Raw genomic sequence first — 15,150 nt, 5'->3', positions numbered from 1 at the left:
ACTCCCTAAAGTGCGATTAGTGCGCCACGGCAGCCGCGCCGTGTTCGTCGATCAGATGACCCGTATAGAAGCGCTCCAGCGAGAACGGCGCATTCAGCGCATGCGGCTCGTCTTTCGCGATGGTGTGCGCGTACGCCCAGCCCGAGCCCGGCGTCGCCTTGAAGCCGCCCGTGCCCCAGCCGCAATTGAAATAGAGGCCCTTTACATCCGTCTTGCTGATGATCGGGCAAGCATCCGGCGAGACATCGACAATGCCGCCCCACTGGCGATTCATGCGCACACGCGAGAACACCGGGAACATTTCGACGATAGCCTCCAGCGTGCCTTCGATAATCTGAAAACTGCCGCGCTGCCCGAAGCCCGTGTATTGATCGACGCCCGCGCCGATCACGAGATCGCCCTTGTCGGACTGGCTGATGTAAGCGTGCACCGCGTTCGACATGACGACCGTGTTGACCACCGGCTTGATGGGCTCGGACACGAGCGCCTGCAGCGGATGGCTTTCGAGCGGCAGACGCACGCCGGCCATATCCGCAAGCGATGTCGTATTGCCCGCCGCGACCACCGCGACCTTCTTCGCCTTGATGAAACCCTTGGTGGTATCGACGCCTGTGACTTGACTGCCGTCGCGCCGAATTCCCGTGACTTGACACTTCTGGATGATGTCCACGCCCGCCTGATCCGCGCCGCGCGCGAACCCCCACGCCACGGCATCGTGACGCGCGACGCCGCCGCGCCGTTGAATCGACGCACCCAACACCGGATAGCGGCTATTGAGATTGATAGTCGGCTCGATTTCCTTGATCTGCGCGGGCGTGAGGAACTCGGCATCGACGCCATTGAGACGGTTGGCGTTCACGCGGCGTTCGGTATCGCGCACGTCCTGCAGCGTATGCGCGAGATTCATCACGCCGCGCTGGCTGAACATGACGTTGTAGTTGAGGTCTTGCGAAAGGCCTTCCCACAGTTTCATTGCCTTTTCGTATAAAGCCGCAGATTCGTCCCACAGATAGTTCGAGCGCACGATCGTCGTGTTGCGCGCGGTATTGCCGCCGCCTATCCATCCCTTCTCCAGGATCGCGACATTCGTGATGCCGTGTTCCTTCGCCAGGTAATACGCCGTCGCAAGACCATGCCCGCCGCCGCCGACGATCACCACGTCGTATTCGCGCTTGGGCTCGGGGCTTCGCCACTGGCGCTCCCAGTTCTCGTGATACGACATGCCGTTGCGCAAGAGGCTGAAGATCGAATAGCGGGTCATGGTGTTTCCTTTCCTTCGTGACGTACTGAATTCAGCATTCGATGACGTTGACGGCCAGTCCGCCGCGCGACGTCTCCTTGTATTTCGTTTTCATATCGGCGCCGGTTTCGCGCATGGTCTTGATGACCGAATCGAGCGAGACGTAATGCTGGCCGTCGCCCTTCATCGCCATGCGCGCGGCGTTGATGGCCTTGATCGCGCCCATGGCGTTGCGCTCGATGCAGGGAATCTGCACGAGGCCGCCCACCGGGTCGCAGGTCATGCCAAGGTTATGTTCCATGCCGATTTCGGCGGCGTTCTCGACTTGCGCGGGCGTGCCGCCCATGACCGATGCCAGCGCGGCGGCGGCCATCGAGCAGGCCACGCCCACTTCGCCCTGGCAGCCCACTTCGGCACCCGAGATCGAAGCCGTTTCCTTGTAGATGATGCCGATGGCGGCTGCCGTAAGAAGGAAGCGCACGATGCCATCGTCGTTCGAGCCGTGCATGAACTTCACGTAGTAGTGCAGCACGGCGGGGATCACGCCCGCTGCGCCGTTGGTCGGCGCGGTGACGACGCGGCCGCCCGCCGCGTTCTCTTCGTTGACGGCCATTGCATAGAGGTTGACCCAGTCGAGCATCGAAAGCGGATCGCGCAACGACTCTTCGGAACGAAAGCGCAGTTGCGACGAAAGATCCGCCGCGCGACGCTTGACGTGCATCGGTCCCGGCAACTCGCCGCGCTCCTTGCAGCCGCGCTCGACGCATGCCGCCATCACGCGCCACACGGCGAGCATGCCCTCGCGCACTTCCTGTTCGCTGCGATTCGCGCATTCGTTTTGCAACGTGATCTCGGCGATAGACAGACCTGTCTCCTTGCACACGCGCATGAGATCGTCGCCGGTGCGAAACGGATACGGCACGCTGCCGCCCGCGCGCAGTCCGTTGACGCGATCGCCTTCGCGATTCACGACGAAACCGCCGCCGACCGAGAAGTATTCTTTCTCGACGAGCAGCTGGCCGTTCTCGTCGAACGCCTGAAAGCGCATGCCGTTCGGATGCACGATGCTCGATCCCGGCGCACCCGGCATCAGCTTGCGATAAAAGCCTATGTGTTCGCGCTCTTCGAATGCGACCGCATGCTTGCCGAGCAACATCAGGCGCTTCGTCTCGCGAATTTCTTTGAGGCGCGGCGCGATCAGGTCGGGATCGATCAGATCGGGCAGATTGCCTTCCAGGCCGAGCAGCACGGCCTTGTCGGTGCCGTGGCCCTTGCCGGTGGCGCCGAGCGAGCCGAACAGTTCAGCGCGCACCCGCGTGACGAAGCCAAGCAGATTCGCGTCCTCGATGTGCGAGGCGAAGCGGCACGCCGCGATCATCGGCCCGACGGTATGCGAGCTGGAAGGACCGATGCCGATCTTGAACAGATCGAAAACGCTGACGTTCATGTGCATTCCTGGTTGGATCATGGGCCGCTTGCCCACCTTTCGCGACTGTGCTCATTGCACCAAACCGCAAATCCGTCCGATAGAACAAAAGCGGCATCGAAATGGGATGGCGGCGTCAGCGCGCGGGAACGCTCGCCCCAATGACGGATTTACCAAGGTTCATGACGTTTGATCGAAAGTCGCCGCATGAGTCCGCCACGCGAACGCGCGCGGTAGCAGAGCATTTCGAGGTTGGCGCGTTTTTGCGCAGCTTCGTTGCAGATCGCGGGATTTTTGAGACTGATCCTACGGGCCGAAAGAGGACGTCTCGGTATATTCCCTAAGTCCGTGAGCGGCCACCCTTCAAGGCTTGACGCGTCGCTCGTTTCTCTGTTGTTCCTTCGTCTTCTGTATCCATGCAAAGCTCTGCTCTTCCCGATCAGTTCTTCAAATCCTGGACTCTTGCTTTCATTGTCGGCGCCGCGGTGGTCGGCTTGCTTCAGGCCATCGACATCATTTCTCCCGAACACGTTCTCACGCGCGAAGCGCCCACCTGGGCCGCGTTGATGATCGCGTGTTGCGTCGATCCCGCCTTGCGTTACTTCGGCGTATTGAAGGCCGAAGTCGAACAGCGCTGGGCCGACTACACCGTCGCAAGCCTGCTCGGTCGAACCACCGGCGCACTCGTCGGCTCGGCGTTCGCCTGGGCCATCGCCGTGCTGGGCAACTAGTCTTCCTTCAGGGCCGCCGTATTGCGGCCCTTCTCATTTCTGACCATGCGCCCGTGCTCCACGCACGAGTGATATGCTCGCGGCATACTTCCAGGCCGCCGCACTTCACGCGCATGAACCCCGCAGAATCGCTTCCGCCGCTTTCCATCGACGGTCAATCCAAATCGCGTATTCGCTTCGGCATCGTGCTGTTGCCGAACTTCACGCTGACCGCGTTCTCCGGTTTCGTCGATCTCTTGCGCCTTTCCGCCGATGAAGGCGATTTCAGCCGCCCCGTGCGCTGTTCGTGGAGCGTCATCGGCGAGACGCTCGCACCCGTGCGCGCAAGCTGCGGCATCCTGATCACGCCGTGGGAGACTTTCGATCAGGCCGAGCACTTCGATTACGTCGTCGTGGTCGGCGGTCTCTTGCACTCGGGGCCCTCCGCAAGCGATGCCACCTTGCAGTTCATCCGCCGCGCCGCCGCGCTCGATGCAACCATCGTCGGCATGTGCACGGGCGTGTTCTCGCTGATGCGTGCGGGCGTGCTGGAAGGGCATCGAATCTGCGTGAGCTGGTTTCACTACTGGGACTTCGTCGAACGCTTTCCGCACGTGGATGAGCAGGCGCTCGTGGCGGACCGGCTCTTCGTGATCGACAGGCGGCGCATTACGTGTTCGGGCGGACGCGCATCCATCGATGTCGCGGCGGCCATCCTGCTGCGTCACTTCGAGACCGCGACGGTGCAAAAGGCATTGCGCATTCTCCTCGTCGACGACATGCAGAAGGGCAACGCGCCGCAGCCGCATCCGCCGGGACTTGCGCCGGCGACGCATCCCAAGGTCAAGCGCGCCATTCTGCTGATGGAACAGCACGTGGGACGCTCGCTCACGCTCGACGAACTCGCGCACAAGCTGGACCTTTCCACGCGTCAACTCGAACGTCTGTTCAAGGCCGAAACCGGCAAGGCGCCGCAGGCCTACGCAAAGCAAGTGCGTTTGCGCACGGCGGCGTGGCTGCTCACGAGTTCGGACAAGACGGTAGCGGATATTGCATCGAGTTGCGGCTTTTCCGATGCCTCGCATCTCGGCCGCGAATTCCGCAAACAATACGGTCTTCCGCCGATGATGTATCGTGAACAAGGCGGCTCTGGCAACGCCGAAGAAGAGAATCAGACGCTGGACTACGACGAGACTTTCCCGGGCCGCGCACAGGCGATCTAACACGATCTATCCACGTTATCCGCGGCTTACAACCCAAGGAGGAACGGCATGGAGAACCACGGTTATTCGAAGGAAGAATGGGCGCTGCGTTGCGATCTGGCGGCGCTCTACCGCGTGATTGCGCATTTTCGCTGGACCGACATGATCTTCACGCACATCAGTGCGCGCGTGCCGGGGCCGGAGCATCACTTCCTCATCAACAAATACGGCGTGCTCTTCGACGAGATGCGCGCGTCGGACCTTGTTTTGATCGATAGCGAAGGACGCGCGGTGGATCCGGCGGCGCGGGATTATCCGGAGCAATTTCTCGTCAATCCGGCGGGCTTCACCATTCACTCGGCCATTCATATGGCGCGTCACGATGTCGTGTGCGTCGTGCATACGCATACGGCGGCGGGCGCGGCGGTATCGGCGCAAAAACAGGGGCTTTTGCCGATCAGCCAGCATGCGCTCAAGTACTACGGGCACATTGCTTACCATGACTATGAAGGCATTGCGCTCGATCTCGCGGAACGTGACCGGCTCGTCAACGATCTCGGCCTGCATAACGCGATGATCTTGCGCAATCACGGGCTGCTCACTTGCGGCCCGTCGATTCCCTCGGCGTTTCAAGAGATGTATTTCCTCGAACGCGCCTGCGAGATTCAATTGCGTGCGCTCGCGGGCGGCGGCGAGCTGAATCTGCCTTCGCAGAAGGTTTGCGAAACGACTGCCGCGCAGTATCGCAGGGACGAGTCGGAAGGGATCATCGCGCTGCAATGGCAAGCCGCCTTGCGCATGATCGAGGGCGGCAAGACGGACTATCGCACCTGACCTTCAGTTGCCGGCAACATAAGCCTTCACCGCCGGCAACCCGTCCTTGCCATCGAAGGTTTTGACACCTGCGAGCCATTTATCGAGCACCGCGGGATTCTGCTTCAACCACTCGCGCGCGGCCTTGTTGGCGTCGGTTTTGTTCACGATCGGCAGCATGACGTGATTCTCAATGTCCGTCGTGAACCGCAGATTCGATACGAGCTTCGCGACATTCGGGCAACGTGTGTCGTAATCGGTCGGCGTCACGGTCAGCACGCGCGCTTCGCCGTAGTTGGGGCCGAAGACATCGTCGCCGCCCGAGAGATAATCGATCTTCATCTGCACGTTCATGGGATGCGGTTCCCAGCCCAGAAACACAATCGGCTTCTTGTCGCGAATGGCGCGATTCACTTCGACAAGCATCCCCGCCTCGCTCGATTCAACCAGCTTGAACTTTCCGAGCCCGTACTGATTGCTGTCGATCATCTTCTTGATGAGCGCGTTACCGTCGTTGCCCGGCTCGATACCATAGATCTTGCCGTCGAGCTTGTCGTAGTTCTTCGCGATATCGCTGAACGTCTTGATGCCGCCGTTGTACGCGTATTCCGGCACCGCGAGCGTGTACTTTGCACCGATGAGATTCGGCGTCGGCAGCACCTTCACCTGATTCGCTTTTTTGAACGAATCGATCATCGGATCCATGGTCGGCGACCAGTAGCCGAGGAACACGTCGATCTGCTTGCTCTTCACGCCGGCGAAGGTGATCGGCACCGATGCGATCGTTTTCGTCGGGCTATAACCAAGTCCCTGCAGGACCGTCGATGCAAGCCCGGTGGTCGCGGCAATGTCGGTCCATCCGACATCGGCGAAACGCACGTTCTTACATGCAGCGGGTTCGGCCGCATTCGCAGCGCAAGTTACCGCGAAAGCAAACGATGCGATCCACGAACGATTCATGCCTTATCTCCCGTTGCTGTTTTCAATTGACGATGAGAGGCTCACGCGCGGTCCATGAAGAACGCGCGAAGCCAGAACGATGTCGATTAGGTCAAGCAGACAGACGCCGCTCCACACTCGGCGCGTGCCCGAATTGCGCGCGATACGCCTTGCTGAAATGACAAGGCGAATGGAATCCGCAGATGCTGGTGACGCGCGCAATCGATGCATCCGTGTTGCGCAACAACTCGCGTGCGCGCCGCAAGCGAAGCGTCAAGTAGTAATGCGTCGGCGATACGTTGAGGAACATCTTGAACATGCGTTGCAAGTGTCGTTGCGACAGATGCACGAGCCGCGCGAGTTCTTCGAGCGAAAGCGGCTCTTCGATATTCGCTTCCATCAGGCGCACCACTTCGACGAGTTCGGCACGCGAGAAGCCGACGCGCGCATCGACGGGAATGTGCTGATAGTCCGTCGAAGAGCGAATGCGTTCGACGATGAACTGCTCCGACACTTGCGCCGCATGCGCCTGGCCAAGCCGCAAGCTCACGAGATTGAGCATGAGATCGAGCGGCGCCGTGCCACCCGTGCAAGTCATGCGGTCGCGGTCGATCACGAAGAGCTCATCGGCAAAACGCACATGCGGGAAGCGCTTGTTGAGCGGCGACATGTCTTCCCAGTGCACGGTGCAGCGATAGCCGTCGAGCAGCTTGGCCGCGAGCAACGCATAAGGCCCGGTGCAAATGCCGCCGAGCGGAACGCCCGCTTCGTGCACGCGCTGCAATAGCTCGATGATCGTATCGTCCACGTGATCCGTCACGTGCCAGCCCGCGCAGACGATGAGCACATCGGGCATGCCGGCTTCGTCGAGCGTCGTGGTTGGCTTCACGGTGATGCCATTGCTTGCTCGAGCAGGCTCGCCATCCGGTGTGATGACCGACCACGTGTAGTGCTGCGCGCGGCCGACGTAGTTGGCCATGCGCAGCACTTCGACCGCGCTCGTGAACGCGATCATCGAGAAATTCGGCAGCGTGAGGAAGCCGAAGTGCGCGAGGTTGGACAACGGCGATTCCGAGGCAGCCGGAACGAGCGCGTCGCGTTTCATGAGTGCATCAGCCTTGTTGCGCGGCCGGTGCGCGGCGCACCTTCATGACGCTGCGAATGCCCGAAAGAAGCGGGGCGCGCGCCGTACCGGGCGAACGGCCGAAGCTCTCGGTGATACGGTCCAGAATGATCGCCAGCAACACGACGGACAAGCCGCTCTCGAAGCCGAGGCCGATATCCAGACGCTGAATGCTCGCGAGCACGTCGTTGCCAAGACCGCCCGCACCCACCATCGACGCGATGATGACCATCGACAGCGCCATCATGATCGTCTGGTTCACGCCGGTCATGATCGAAGGCAGCGCGTTGGGAATCTGCACCTTGTAGAGCAGTTGCCACGGCGTGCAGCCGAACGCCTGACCCGCTTCCACGATCTCGCGGTTCACGTGCTTGATACCGAGCGACGTAAGACGCACGGCGGGCGGCATCGCGAAGATCACGGTCGAAAGAATGCCGGGCACGCGGCCGAGGCCGAACAGCATCGCGGCGGGAATCAGATACACGAAGGCGGGCATCGTCTGCATCAAGTCGAGCACGGGACGAACGGCCATCTCCACGACCTTGCTCTTCGCCGTCCAGATACCGAGCGGTATCCCGAGCAACAGGCTGATGAAGGTCGACGAGAGCGTGAGACCGAGCGTGATGACCATCTGATCCCAGAAGCCGGTCGCGTAGATCAGCAACAGCGAGAGCAACGTGAAGGCGGCAAAGCGCCAGCCCACGCGCCACAAGCCGATGCCGACGAAGATGGCCATGAGCGCCCACATCGGGACGGCCTGCAGGCTGTGTTCGATGAAAGCGGCGAAGCTCTCGATGACTTTGCCGATTGAATCGAACGTCTTGGCGTCGTGGTCGAGCAGGTAATGGACGCCGTGATCGACCCAGCTACCGAGCGGAATGATTTCAGACATGGGAACCTCGATGGCGGGTTAAGACTTTCAGGACGTTCGACTTGTTGACCGAACCGCAATAGAAACCCTCGGCGTCGACCACCGGCAGCGGCGCGGGACTCGCGACCACGCGGTGCACGACGTCATCGAGCGTCATGTTGCGCTCGATACACTCGATGTGATTGATCTGCGGCACCGGATTGCCGTTCGAATCGCGGCCGACGAAACCGCGAATGCGCCGCTCGCCGTCGAGCACGAACGCATAGTCCGCGCTGCCGTTGAGCGTCTCCGCCACGCTCGATGCGTCGATCTGCGGCGAATGCTTCATGAGCGGCACGACATCGGTCTGCATGAGGTCGCCGGCGGTCAGATAGCGGCTGGTATCGATGCCGTCGAAGAACGCTTGCACGTAGTCGTCGGCAGGGTTCTGGATGATTTCCTGCGGCGTGCCGATCTGCACCACGCGGCCGCCTTCCATGATCGCGATGCGCGTGCCGATACGCATGGCTTCTTCGAGATCGTGCGAGACGAAGAGAATCGTGCGCTGCTGCTCACGTTGCAAGTCGAGCAGGACGTTCTGCATTTCCTTGCGTTTGAGCGGATCGAGCGCGGAGAACGCTTCGTCCATGATCATCAGCGAGGGATTCACCGCCAGCGCCCGCGCAAGCCCCACGCGCTGCTGCATCCCGCCCGATAGTTGCGCTGGCAACTTCTGCGCGAACGATGCAAGGCCGACTTGTTCGAGCACGGTCATCGCGCGCTTCTCGCGTTCCTTCTTGCCGACGCCCGCGACTTCCAGACCGAACGCGGCGTTCGAAAGCACGGTGCGCTGCGGCATCAGCGCGAAGGACTGAAACACCATGCTCATGTCCTTGCGGCGCAGCGCCGTGAGTTCCGAGCGCGGCACGGCCGCCACGTCGCGGCCATCGATCAGCACCTTGCCGGCGGTGGGATCGACGAGACGGTTGATCAAACGGATCAGCGTCGATTTGCCGGAACCGGAAAGGCCCATGAGCACGAAGATCTCGCCTTCCTTGACGTCGAAGGAAACGTTATGTACGCCGACGATCTGCCCGGTGCGCGCAAAGACTTCTTCTTTCGTCGCGCCGCCGGCGAGCATGTCGATCGCCTGCTTGGGGCTGTTGCCGAACACCTTGCATAGCCCTTCGACTACTACCTTTGGGGAATTCATCGAAATCTCCATAGCGTGGCGGACGTGCGTCCGCGCTGTGCATACATAGTTGCCAGAAAAAAGTATCGCTAGCCGACTATTTGCGACAACTGCATGTCGAAATACGACAATGGAATAAGGAGGATTCTGGACGGGCGCGGGTAAGCCCTTGTGACGCAAGGATTTTTTGGCGTCGAATGGACAAGATTCGGCGAATTGCGCATGTCGCGCAAGAACAAGTGTTCGCGCGTTTGCGATGCAGATGCGGGGAAGAAGGATGATCGTGCGGCCGAATTGCTCGGTCGGGGCGATCTTAAAGGCGGAAAGTCAGCGAGAATCCGCTAGAAAAACTACAAACTTAAGACTAATCGGTGGGCGGGGTCTACGGCGTCAGGCCGTCTCGCATTGCTATTTGTGGTTGTCCCGCACCGCCATTAGTTACGCATTACAGACGAACGCCGAAAGCGGTACCGCGTGACTTGCGTTGACGCTCAGATTCACGGAAACGCGCTTGATACGAGTAGTCGCTGTCCATCGGCAGGTGCGGCGATTCGAACAGCGAGGCGAATTTTTGCAGCAAGGCGAAGAGGTAGCTCATGTCAAACTCCGGTTGGTGATAAGAGGGTTTTCCCTTAGGACCGATTATAGGGTTTGCACTTAGCCATTCCTAGTGCAATGCAACATTTACAGCGGAACAATTTGGTAGTTTTTCTACATTCTTCCGTGTAACTGTTTCTCGCGAAAACGGGGACAGCTCGGAGACGGCCTTCCAGCAAGCACGCAGAGAGTGGCGGAAAAAATTACGCGACAGTCCGTCTTGAGACAGAATGTCGCGTCAAAGTAACAGTTTTTGGCGGGAATCAGCGCGTGTGACGTTGCGAGTGGACCGTAGGCGCCATCGTTCTATTCGTAGGGCCGCTAATGGCGGCGGTTTCGGAATCCGCGTCGAAGAGAGAAGCAAGTGTCGCCTGCTGATGGAGCATGAGTTGCTCCATGCGCTCCTGCTGCAACGTGGTGTCGCGACCCATACGCATCAGCACGACCGTTTGCACGACGCCGGTCGCCACCGTCAGCAGCGTGACGCACACGATGATCGTCAGCAGCGTCTTCATGCGGCGGGCGTGCGCGGCAGTCGATCCGCGCTGCTCGGAGATCACGGCGCGTAACGCGTCGATGGTGTCGGTGAACGCCGTCACGCGTGCGCGATCCAGCACCGGGTCGAAGGACGCGTCCTCGTGCCCAATGCGTGCATCAACGAGCGCGGCGCTCAATGAACCTGCGACGATATCTGCGGAATGGGAGTCGATCGATGCAGCGAGTTCGCCTGGCGCATGAGTTGGCGGCGCAGCGTCGGTTTCATCGCCTTCGGCCACGACGAGAAGCTCGTCCTGAACCGATGCCGGATGTGGCGCGGCTTCCGAACGCGGCGCCGTTCGCTTGTTCACGGCCAATGCGCCATTCGATTGCACCGCCGCCAAAAACACGTCCGGCAGTTCGAAGCCTTCGAACGTGCCCTGGCGAATGTCGGTGTTCAGCGCCTGAAGGTTGGCGCGCTCGGCGTCTTCGGCGAAGAGATCGAGCGTCTCGCCCGCGCAGCGCTGCGTTGCGCTCAACTGGGCAAGACGCTGCGCCGAACGCACGGCGCGCGCGAGTTTCTTTTCGGTGTCGGCGCTGTCGGCCGATGACGCCTCGGCGGCGCGGCCACGGCGCGGTCGCGTGAGAGGAGCGACGGCGTCGGCGGGTGTATCGAAGGTATTGCGGTGACGCTTAACAGCAGGATCTGGCATAGGTCGAAAGGCGGTGACCGGGACAACCGGCGCGAAACGCGCACATGCGGTTCGGCAATGATTTTCGAGAGGCGGCATTGTCGCACGGCGCGGCGGCTTATCCCACATCGTGTTCGTGCATCTCTTGCGTCGCGCGGGCGATGCCGTCAGCTTCCATCCTCTTCGTGGAATTCCCGCACCACGCTCAGATGCTTGAGCCGCTCGCAAATCGACCGATATTCCTGCGTCGAAAGCCGCGAAAGCACGACCTGCACTTCATCGAGTTCCGGCGATTCGTCGCTTTGCTGCACGACGAACTGCTTCACGCGCACGCTGCCTGGCCCGAGCGCTTCGTGCAGGCCGTGAAAGGACAGCGAGCCGCGATCGACCAGCATCGTCAATTGCCGCTGCTGCTTGACGCTGATGAAGCGCCGCTCCAGCGGTTTGAGTCCCGCCAGAATGACGAGGATGATGGCCGTCGCCGCGATCGATGCCGTGTACAGCCCGCCGCCTACCGCCAGCCCGATGGCGGCGACCGACCACAAGCTCGCGGCGGTGGTCAGCCCGCGCACGATCTCGCCGCGCAGCAGAATGGATCCCGCGCCGAGAAAGCCGATGCCGGACACGACCTGCGCCGCGATCCGCGATGGATCGAGCACGACGTGGTCCGCCTTGAGCGCCTCTTCGAAACCGTAGGCAGACACGATCATGATGAGCGCGGAGCCAACGCACACCAGCATGTGCGTGCGCAAGCCCGCCGCCCATGAAAGCCGTTCGCGCTCGAAACCGATCACGCTGCCGAGCGCCGCGGCCATGATGAGTCGTGAAACGAGTTCTACGTTGCCCAACATCTTTGACCTCCTGTCGTCGTGGCCGGTCTCCTGCCGGAGCGCTTTTGCTATGCTTATCCGGCTGTGCCGAGCCGTTTTCAAAGGGCTCATCTCTTCCGAACCATCAGGCTGGAACTTGTCTTATGCAGCAACAGCACTCAAACGGCACTTCATTGCGCGAACACTACACGAGCATCGTGCTGCCCATTTGGCGCGGTCCCGGCTTCAACACAGCGCTTCACCTGCCATTCGAAGCCGTTACGCCCGACGATCACGCGCCGTTGCCACCCAAGCGTTATCGCGCGATGGCATGCGCCCGTCAGTTGTTCGCTTTCACGGATGCAGGCGATCTCGCGCACGCGTCGGTGCTGTTCGAATCGTTGCGACACTATTTTCAGGACAAGCAAAACGGCGGATGGTTCTATAGCGTCGATGCAAACGGCGCGCCCCACGAGCGCCAGAAGGACCTTTATACGCACGCGTTCGTGGTTTATGCGTGCGCGCATTTCGCGCAAAAGAGCGGATCGGCGAACGCATTCGCCTTGCTCGATGAAACCGCGCGGCTTATCGAAACGAAGTTCGCGGGTAGCGATGGCGGCTTGCTGAACGCCGCGTACAGCGAAGACTTCGGCGCGATGCTCGAAGGTCCGCTGCAAAATCCGCTCATGCATTTGAGCGAAGCGTGGCTCGCCGCGCGCGATGCCACGGGCAACATCGCTTTCGACGAGCGGCTCGCCGTGCTGGCGCAATCGGTCGCGCGCACGTTCGTGCACGAGGCGACCGGCAGTATCGCCGAATTGCCGATTGGCGCGCCGGGCAATCGCCTAGAGCCGGGACATCAATTCGAGTGGTATTTCCTGGCAATCGGCAGCGGCCATCCCGCATTCGAGGCGGCGGGACTGAACGCGCGGCTCGAACAGGCGTTCGACTTCGCGCGGAAACATGGCGTCGACAAGTCGACTGGCGGCGTGAGCGCCGCGCTGGACGAAGCGGGACGCGTGATCGATGGCACGCAGCGCATCTGGGCGCAAACCGAATATCTACGCGCGCTGGCAACGCGCGGCGAAGCCGTCGGCGAACAGATCGAACGCTTCGGCGCACGGTTCCTACATGCGCGCGGGTGGATCGAGTGCCGCTCGGCTGACGGCGCGATCACAAGGTCGGAGATGCCTTCGACCACGCCGTATCATTTGGCGACGGCATACGCGGCGTTGCCGGATTGAGCGGTTGGATCGCCATCGCATCACGCCATTGCTTACGGCTGCAATCGATAGCCGCCCTGCGCATTCGACGAGCGAAAGCGTCAGGGCCGTGAAAATTCAGGCGCCCGACAGACGCCGAAGTCATCCACTCGTCAAGCCACCTGAAACACCGAAACCGCATCCTTCAACTGCCGCGTCTGTTCATGGAGCGACTGCGCGGCAGCCGCGGCCTGCTCCACGAGCGCGGCGTTCTGCTGAGTCATCTCGTCCATTTGCGTCACGGCCTGGTTCACCTGCTCGATTCCCACGCTCTGCTCCAGCGACGACGCGCTGATCTCCGCCATCATCTGCGTGACGCGTGAAATCGAGGTCGATACCTCGCGCATCGCCGTGCCCGCGCGTTCGACCAGCGTCGAGCCGTCGCTGACCTGCGCGACCGATTCGCCGATCAGTTCCTTGATTTCCTTCGCCGATTGCGCCGAGCGTTGCGCGAGGCCGCGCACTTCGCCCGCGACGACTGCAAACCCGCGCCCTTGCTCACCGGCACGCGCCGCTTCGACGGCCGCGTTCAGCGCGAGGATGTTGGTCTGAAACGCGATGCCGTCGATGACCGAGATGATTTCCGCGATCTTGTCCGAGCTTTTCGCGATGCCGCGCATCTTCTCCACAACGTCATCCACCACGCCCGAACCGCGCGAAGTCGCTTCGAGCGCCACGCCTGCCAACGTGTTGGCCTCGCGCGCGTGCTCGGCGTTCTGGCGCACCGTCGCCGTCAATTCTTCCATGCTCGACGCCGTTTCCTCGAGCGATGCCGCCTGATTCTCCGTGCGCGCGGACAGATCGGCGTTGCCGCTCGCGATTTCATCGGCGCCCAAGTTGATCGAATCGGACGTCTCGCGCACCGTCTTTACCGTCGTGGCGACGCTTGCTTGCATCGTCGCGAGTCCCGCGAAGAGCCTGCCGATTTCATTGCTGCCGCGATCCGCGATACGTTCGTCGAGGCGGCCTTGCGCAATGCGCTCGAAATGGCGTCCCGCTTCTTCCAGCGGCGCGATCACGCCACGGCGCAGCGCAAAATGCACCGCCGCGACACCCGCGACCAGCGCCACGAAAATAGCGATGCCGACCGCGCGGAACCAGGCGTAGCGCGTATCGATCGATTCGAGATACGCACTGCTCGCCGCATTGCCGAAGTTGACGAAGTTCTGCTGTTCGGCGAGATAGCGATCCTGAAAGCCCTGTGTCGGCTGATCGAGGAACGCCTGAATGTTGCCTGCATCCAGATACTGGACGAGCTCGCCGAGCGCCTTCGAATACTCCGTGTATTTGGCCTGAAGCGCAGCCATGCGCGCCTTGTTCTCATCGCCGGTCTTCGGCGCGTCGAGGAAGGCCGCGAACGACTTGTCCGCCTGCGCGATCTGCTCGCGCGCGTGCTGCACGATCTCGACCGGCTCCGTGCCGCCGCGCACCATGCGCGTGCCGGCGCGAGACAGGTTGATGCGCGCATCCATCAGATGCTGCGTGGTCTTGTTGACCGCGTTGACTTGCTTGAGCGCGATATCGGACAGGTTGCCCACATCGTCATGCGTGCGCGAAAGCGACCAGAAGCCAAGCCCTTCGGTGACCAGTTGGAATAGGCAAAACACCACCAGCACGGCGAGCAAACCGGATGAAACCTTGATCTTTGCAAACATTTCTCAAGAACCCGAACGAATGAGCCGTATGACTACGGCGGAAGTCCGGGTTTACGGCAATGAAGCGCGCCAGCTTGAATTGTTTGGCGTCGATGCCGCTTTGCGCGAGCGGGATGATCGGCGCGCTTGCCGAAACGGCGGGCGCGCGCATGCTGCGTTCGCA

The 15,150-nt window shown here is 61.3% G+C and carries 14 protein-coding genes; 4 read left to right on the top strand and 10 right to left on the bottom strand.

What is annotated here, in order from left to right; genetic code table 11:
• Positions 1 to 16: 16 nt before the first annotated feature.
• Entirely contained in the window at positions 17 to 1,261 is a 1,245-nt protein-coding gene (locus tag NCR40_RS14270; RefSeq protein ID WP_250509768.1) for a sarcosine oxidase subunit beta family protein, read from the bottom strand.
• A gap of 31 nt (positions 1,262 to 1,292) precedes the next feature.
• Positions 1,293 to 2,687 (bottom strand): L-serine ammonia-lyase, encoded by a 1,395-nt coding sequence (locus tag NCR40_RS14265; protein ID WP_250509767.1) that lies wholly within the window; start codon positions 2,685 to 2,687, stop codon positions 1,293 to 1,295.
• A gap of 395 nt (positions 2,688 to 3,082) precedes the next feature.
• Between NCR40_RS14265 and NCR40_RS14260 the strand changes: the two genes are divergently transcribed.
• From NCR40_RS14260 to NCR40_RS14250, 3 genes are all read left to right on the top strand, one after another.
• Positions 3,083 to 3,397: a hypothetical protein gene (locus NCR40_RS14260; protein WP_250466403.1), complete on the top strand. Its 315-nt coding sequence runs from the start codon at positions 3,083 to 3,085 to the stop codon at positions 3,395 to 3,397.
• 113 nt (positions 3,398 to 3,510) lie between these two features.
• Entirely contained in the window at positions 3,511 to 4,599 is a 1,089-nt protein-coding gene (locus NCR40_RS14255; protein WP_250509766.1) for a GlxA family transcriptional regulator, read from the top strand.
• A gap of 48 nt (positions 4,600 to 4,647) precedes the next feature.
• Positions 4,648 to 5,412, top strand: coding sequence for a class II aldolase/adducin family protein (locus tag NCR40_RS14250; protein WP_250493036.1), 765 nt, complete (start codon positions 4,648 to 4,650; stop codon positions 5,410 to 5,412).
• 3 nt (positions 5,413 to 5,415) lie between these two features.
• Here the strand turns inward: NCR40_RS14250 and NCR40_RS14245 are convergent, their stop codons facing one another.
• From NCR40_RS14245 to NCR40_RS14215, 7 genes are all read right to left on the bottom strand, one after another.
• Entirely contained in the window at positions 5,416 to 6,351 is a 936-nt protein-coding gene (locus tag NCR40_RS14245) for a choline ABC transporter substrate-binding protein (RefSeq protein WP_250509765.1), read from the bottom strand.
• A 91-nt stretch (positions 6,352 to 6,442) separates the two neighbouring features.
• On the bottom strand, positions 6,443 to 7,435 hold the full coding sequence (locus tag NCR40_RS14240; RefSeq protein ID WP_250509764.1) for a GlxA family transcriptional regulator: 993 nt from the start codon (positions 7,433 to 7,435) through the stop codon (positions 6,443 to 6,445).
• A 7-nt stretch (positions 7,436 to 7,442) separates the two neighbouring features.
• Complete coding sequence (gene choW / locus NCR40_RS14235) at positions 7,443 to 8,345, bottom strand: choline ABC transporter permease subunit (protein ID WP_250509763.1); 903 nt, start codon at positions 8,343 to 8,345, stop codon at positions 7,443 to 7,445.
• Entirely contained in the window at positions 8,338 to 9,516 is a 1,179-nt protein-coding gene (locus NCR40_RS14230) for a quaternary amine ABC transporter ATP-binding protein (protein WP_250466396.1), read from the bottom strand. The genes choW and NCR40_RS14230 overlap by 8 nt, the downstream gene beginning before the upstream one ends.
• 424 nt (positions 9,517 to 9,940) lie before the next feature.
• Positions 9,941 to 10,093, bottom strand: a complete 153-nt coding sequence (locus NCR40_RS14225) for a hypothetical protein (RefSeq protein WP_250466395.1) — start codon at positions 10,091 to 10,093, stop codon at positions 9,941 to 9,943.
• Between the two features lie 262 nt (positions 10,094 to 10,355).
• Positions 10,356 to 11,282, bottom strand: coding sequence for a hypothetical protein (locus tag NCR40_RS14220; protein WP_250509762.1), 927 nt, complete (start codon positions 11,280 to 11,282; stop codon positions 10,356 to 10,358).
• Between the two features lie 146 nt (positions 11,283 to 11,428).
• On the bottom strand, positions 11,429 to 12,112 hold the full coding sequence (locus tag NCR40_RS14215; RefSeq protein WP_244829012.1) for an MgtC/SapB family protein: 684 nt from the start codon (positions 12,110 to 12,112) through the stop codon (positions 11,429 to 11,431).
• Between the two features lie 122 nt (positions 12,113 to 12,234).
• On the opposite strand from NCR40_RS14215, the gene NCR40_RS14210 reads away from it, so the two are divergent.
• The gene (locus NCR40_RS14210) at positions 12,235 to 13,314 is read left to right on the top strand and encodes an AGE family epimerase/isomerase (RefSeq protein WP_250509761.1); all 1,080 of its coding nucleotides are present in this window, start codon (positions 12,235 to 12,237) and stop codon (positions 13,312 to 13,314) included.
• Positions 13,315 to 13,445: 131 nt separating this feature from the next.
• Here NCR40_RS14210 and NCR40_RS14205 read toward each other — a convergent pair whose 3' ends face one another.
• Complete coding sequence (locus NCR40_RS14205) at positions 13,446 to 14,987, bottom strand: methyl-accepting chemotaxis protein (RefSeq protein ID WP_250509760.1); 1,542 nt, start codon at positions 14,985 to 14,987, stop codon at positions 13,446 to 13,448.
• Positions 14,988 to 15,150 lie beyond the last annotated feature (163 nt).

It is taken from the genome of Caballeronia sp. GACF4 (assembly GCF_023631025.1).
Classification (GTDB): Bacteria; Pseudomonadota; Gammaproteobacteria; order Burkholderiales; family Burkholderiaceae; genus Caballeronia.
This window is presented reverse-complemented; position numbering and strand designations above follow the sequence as displayed.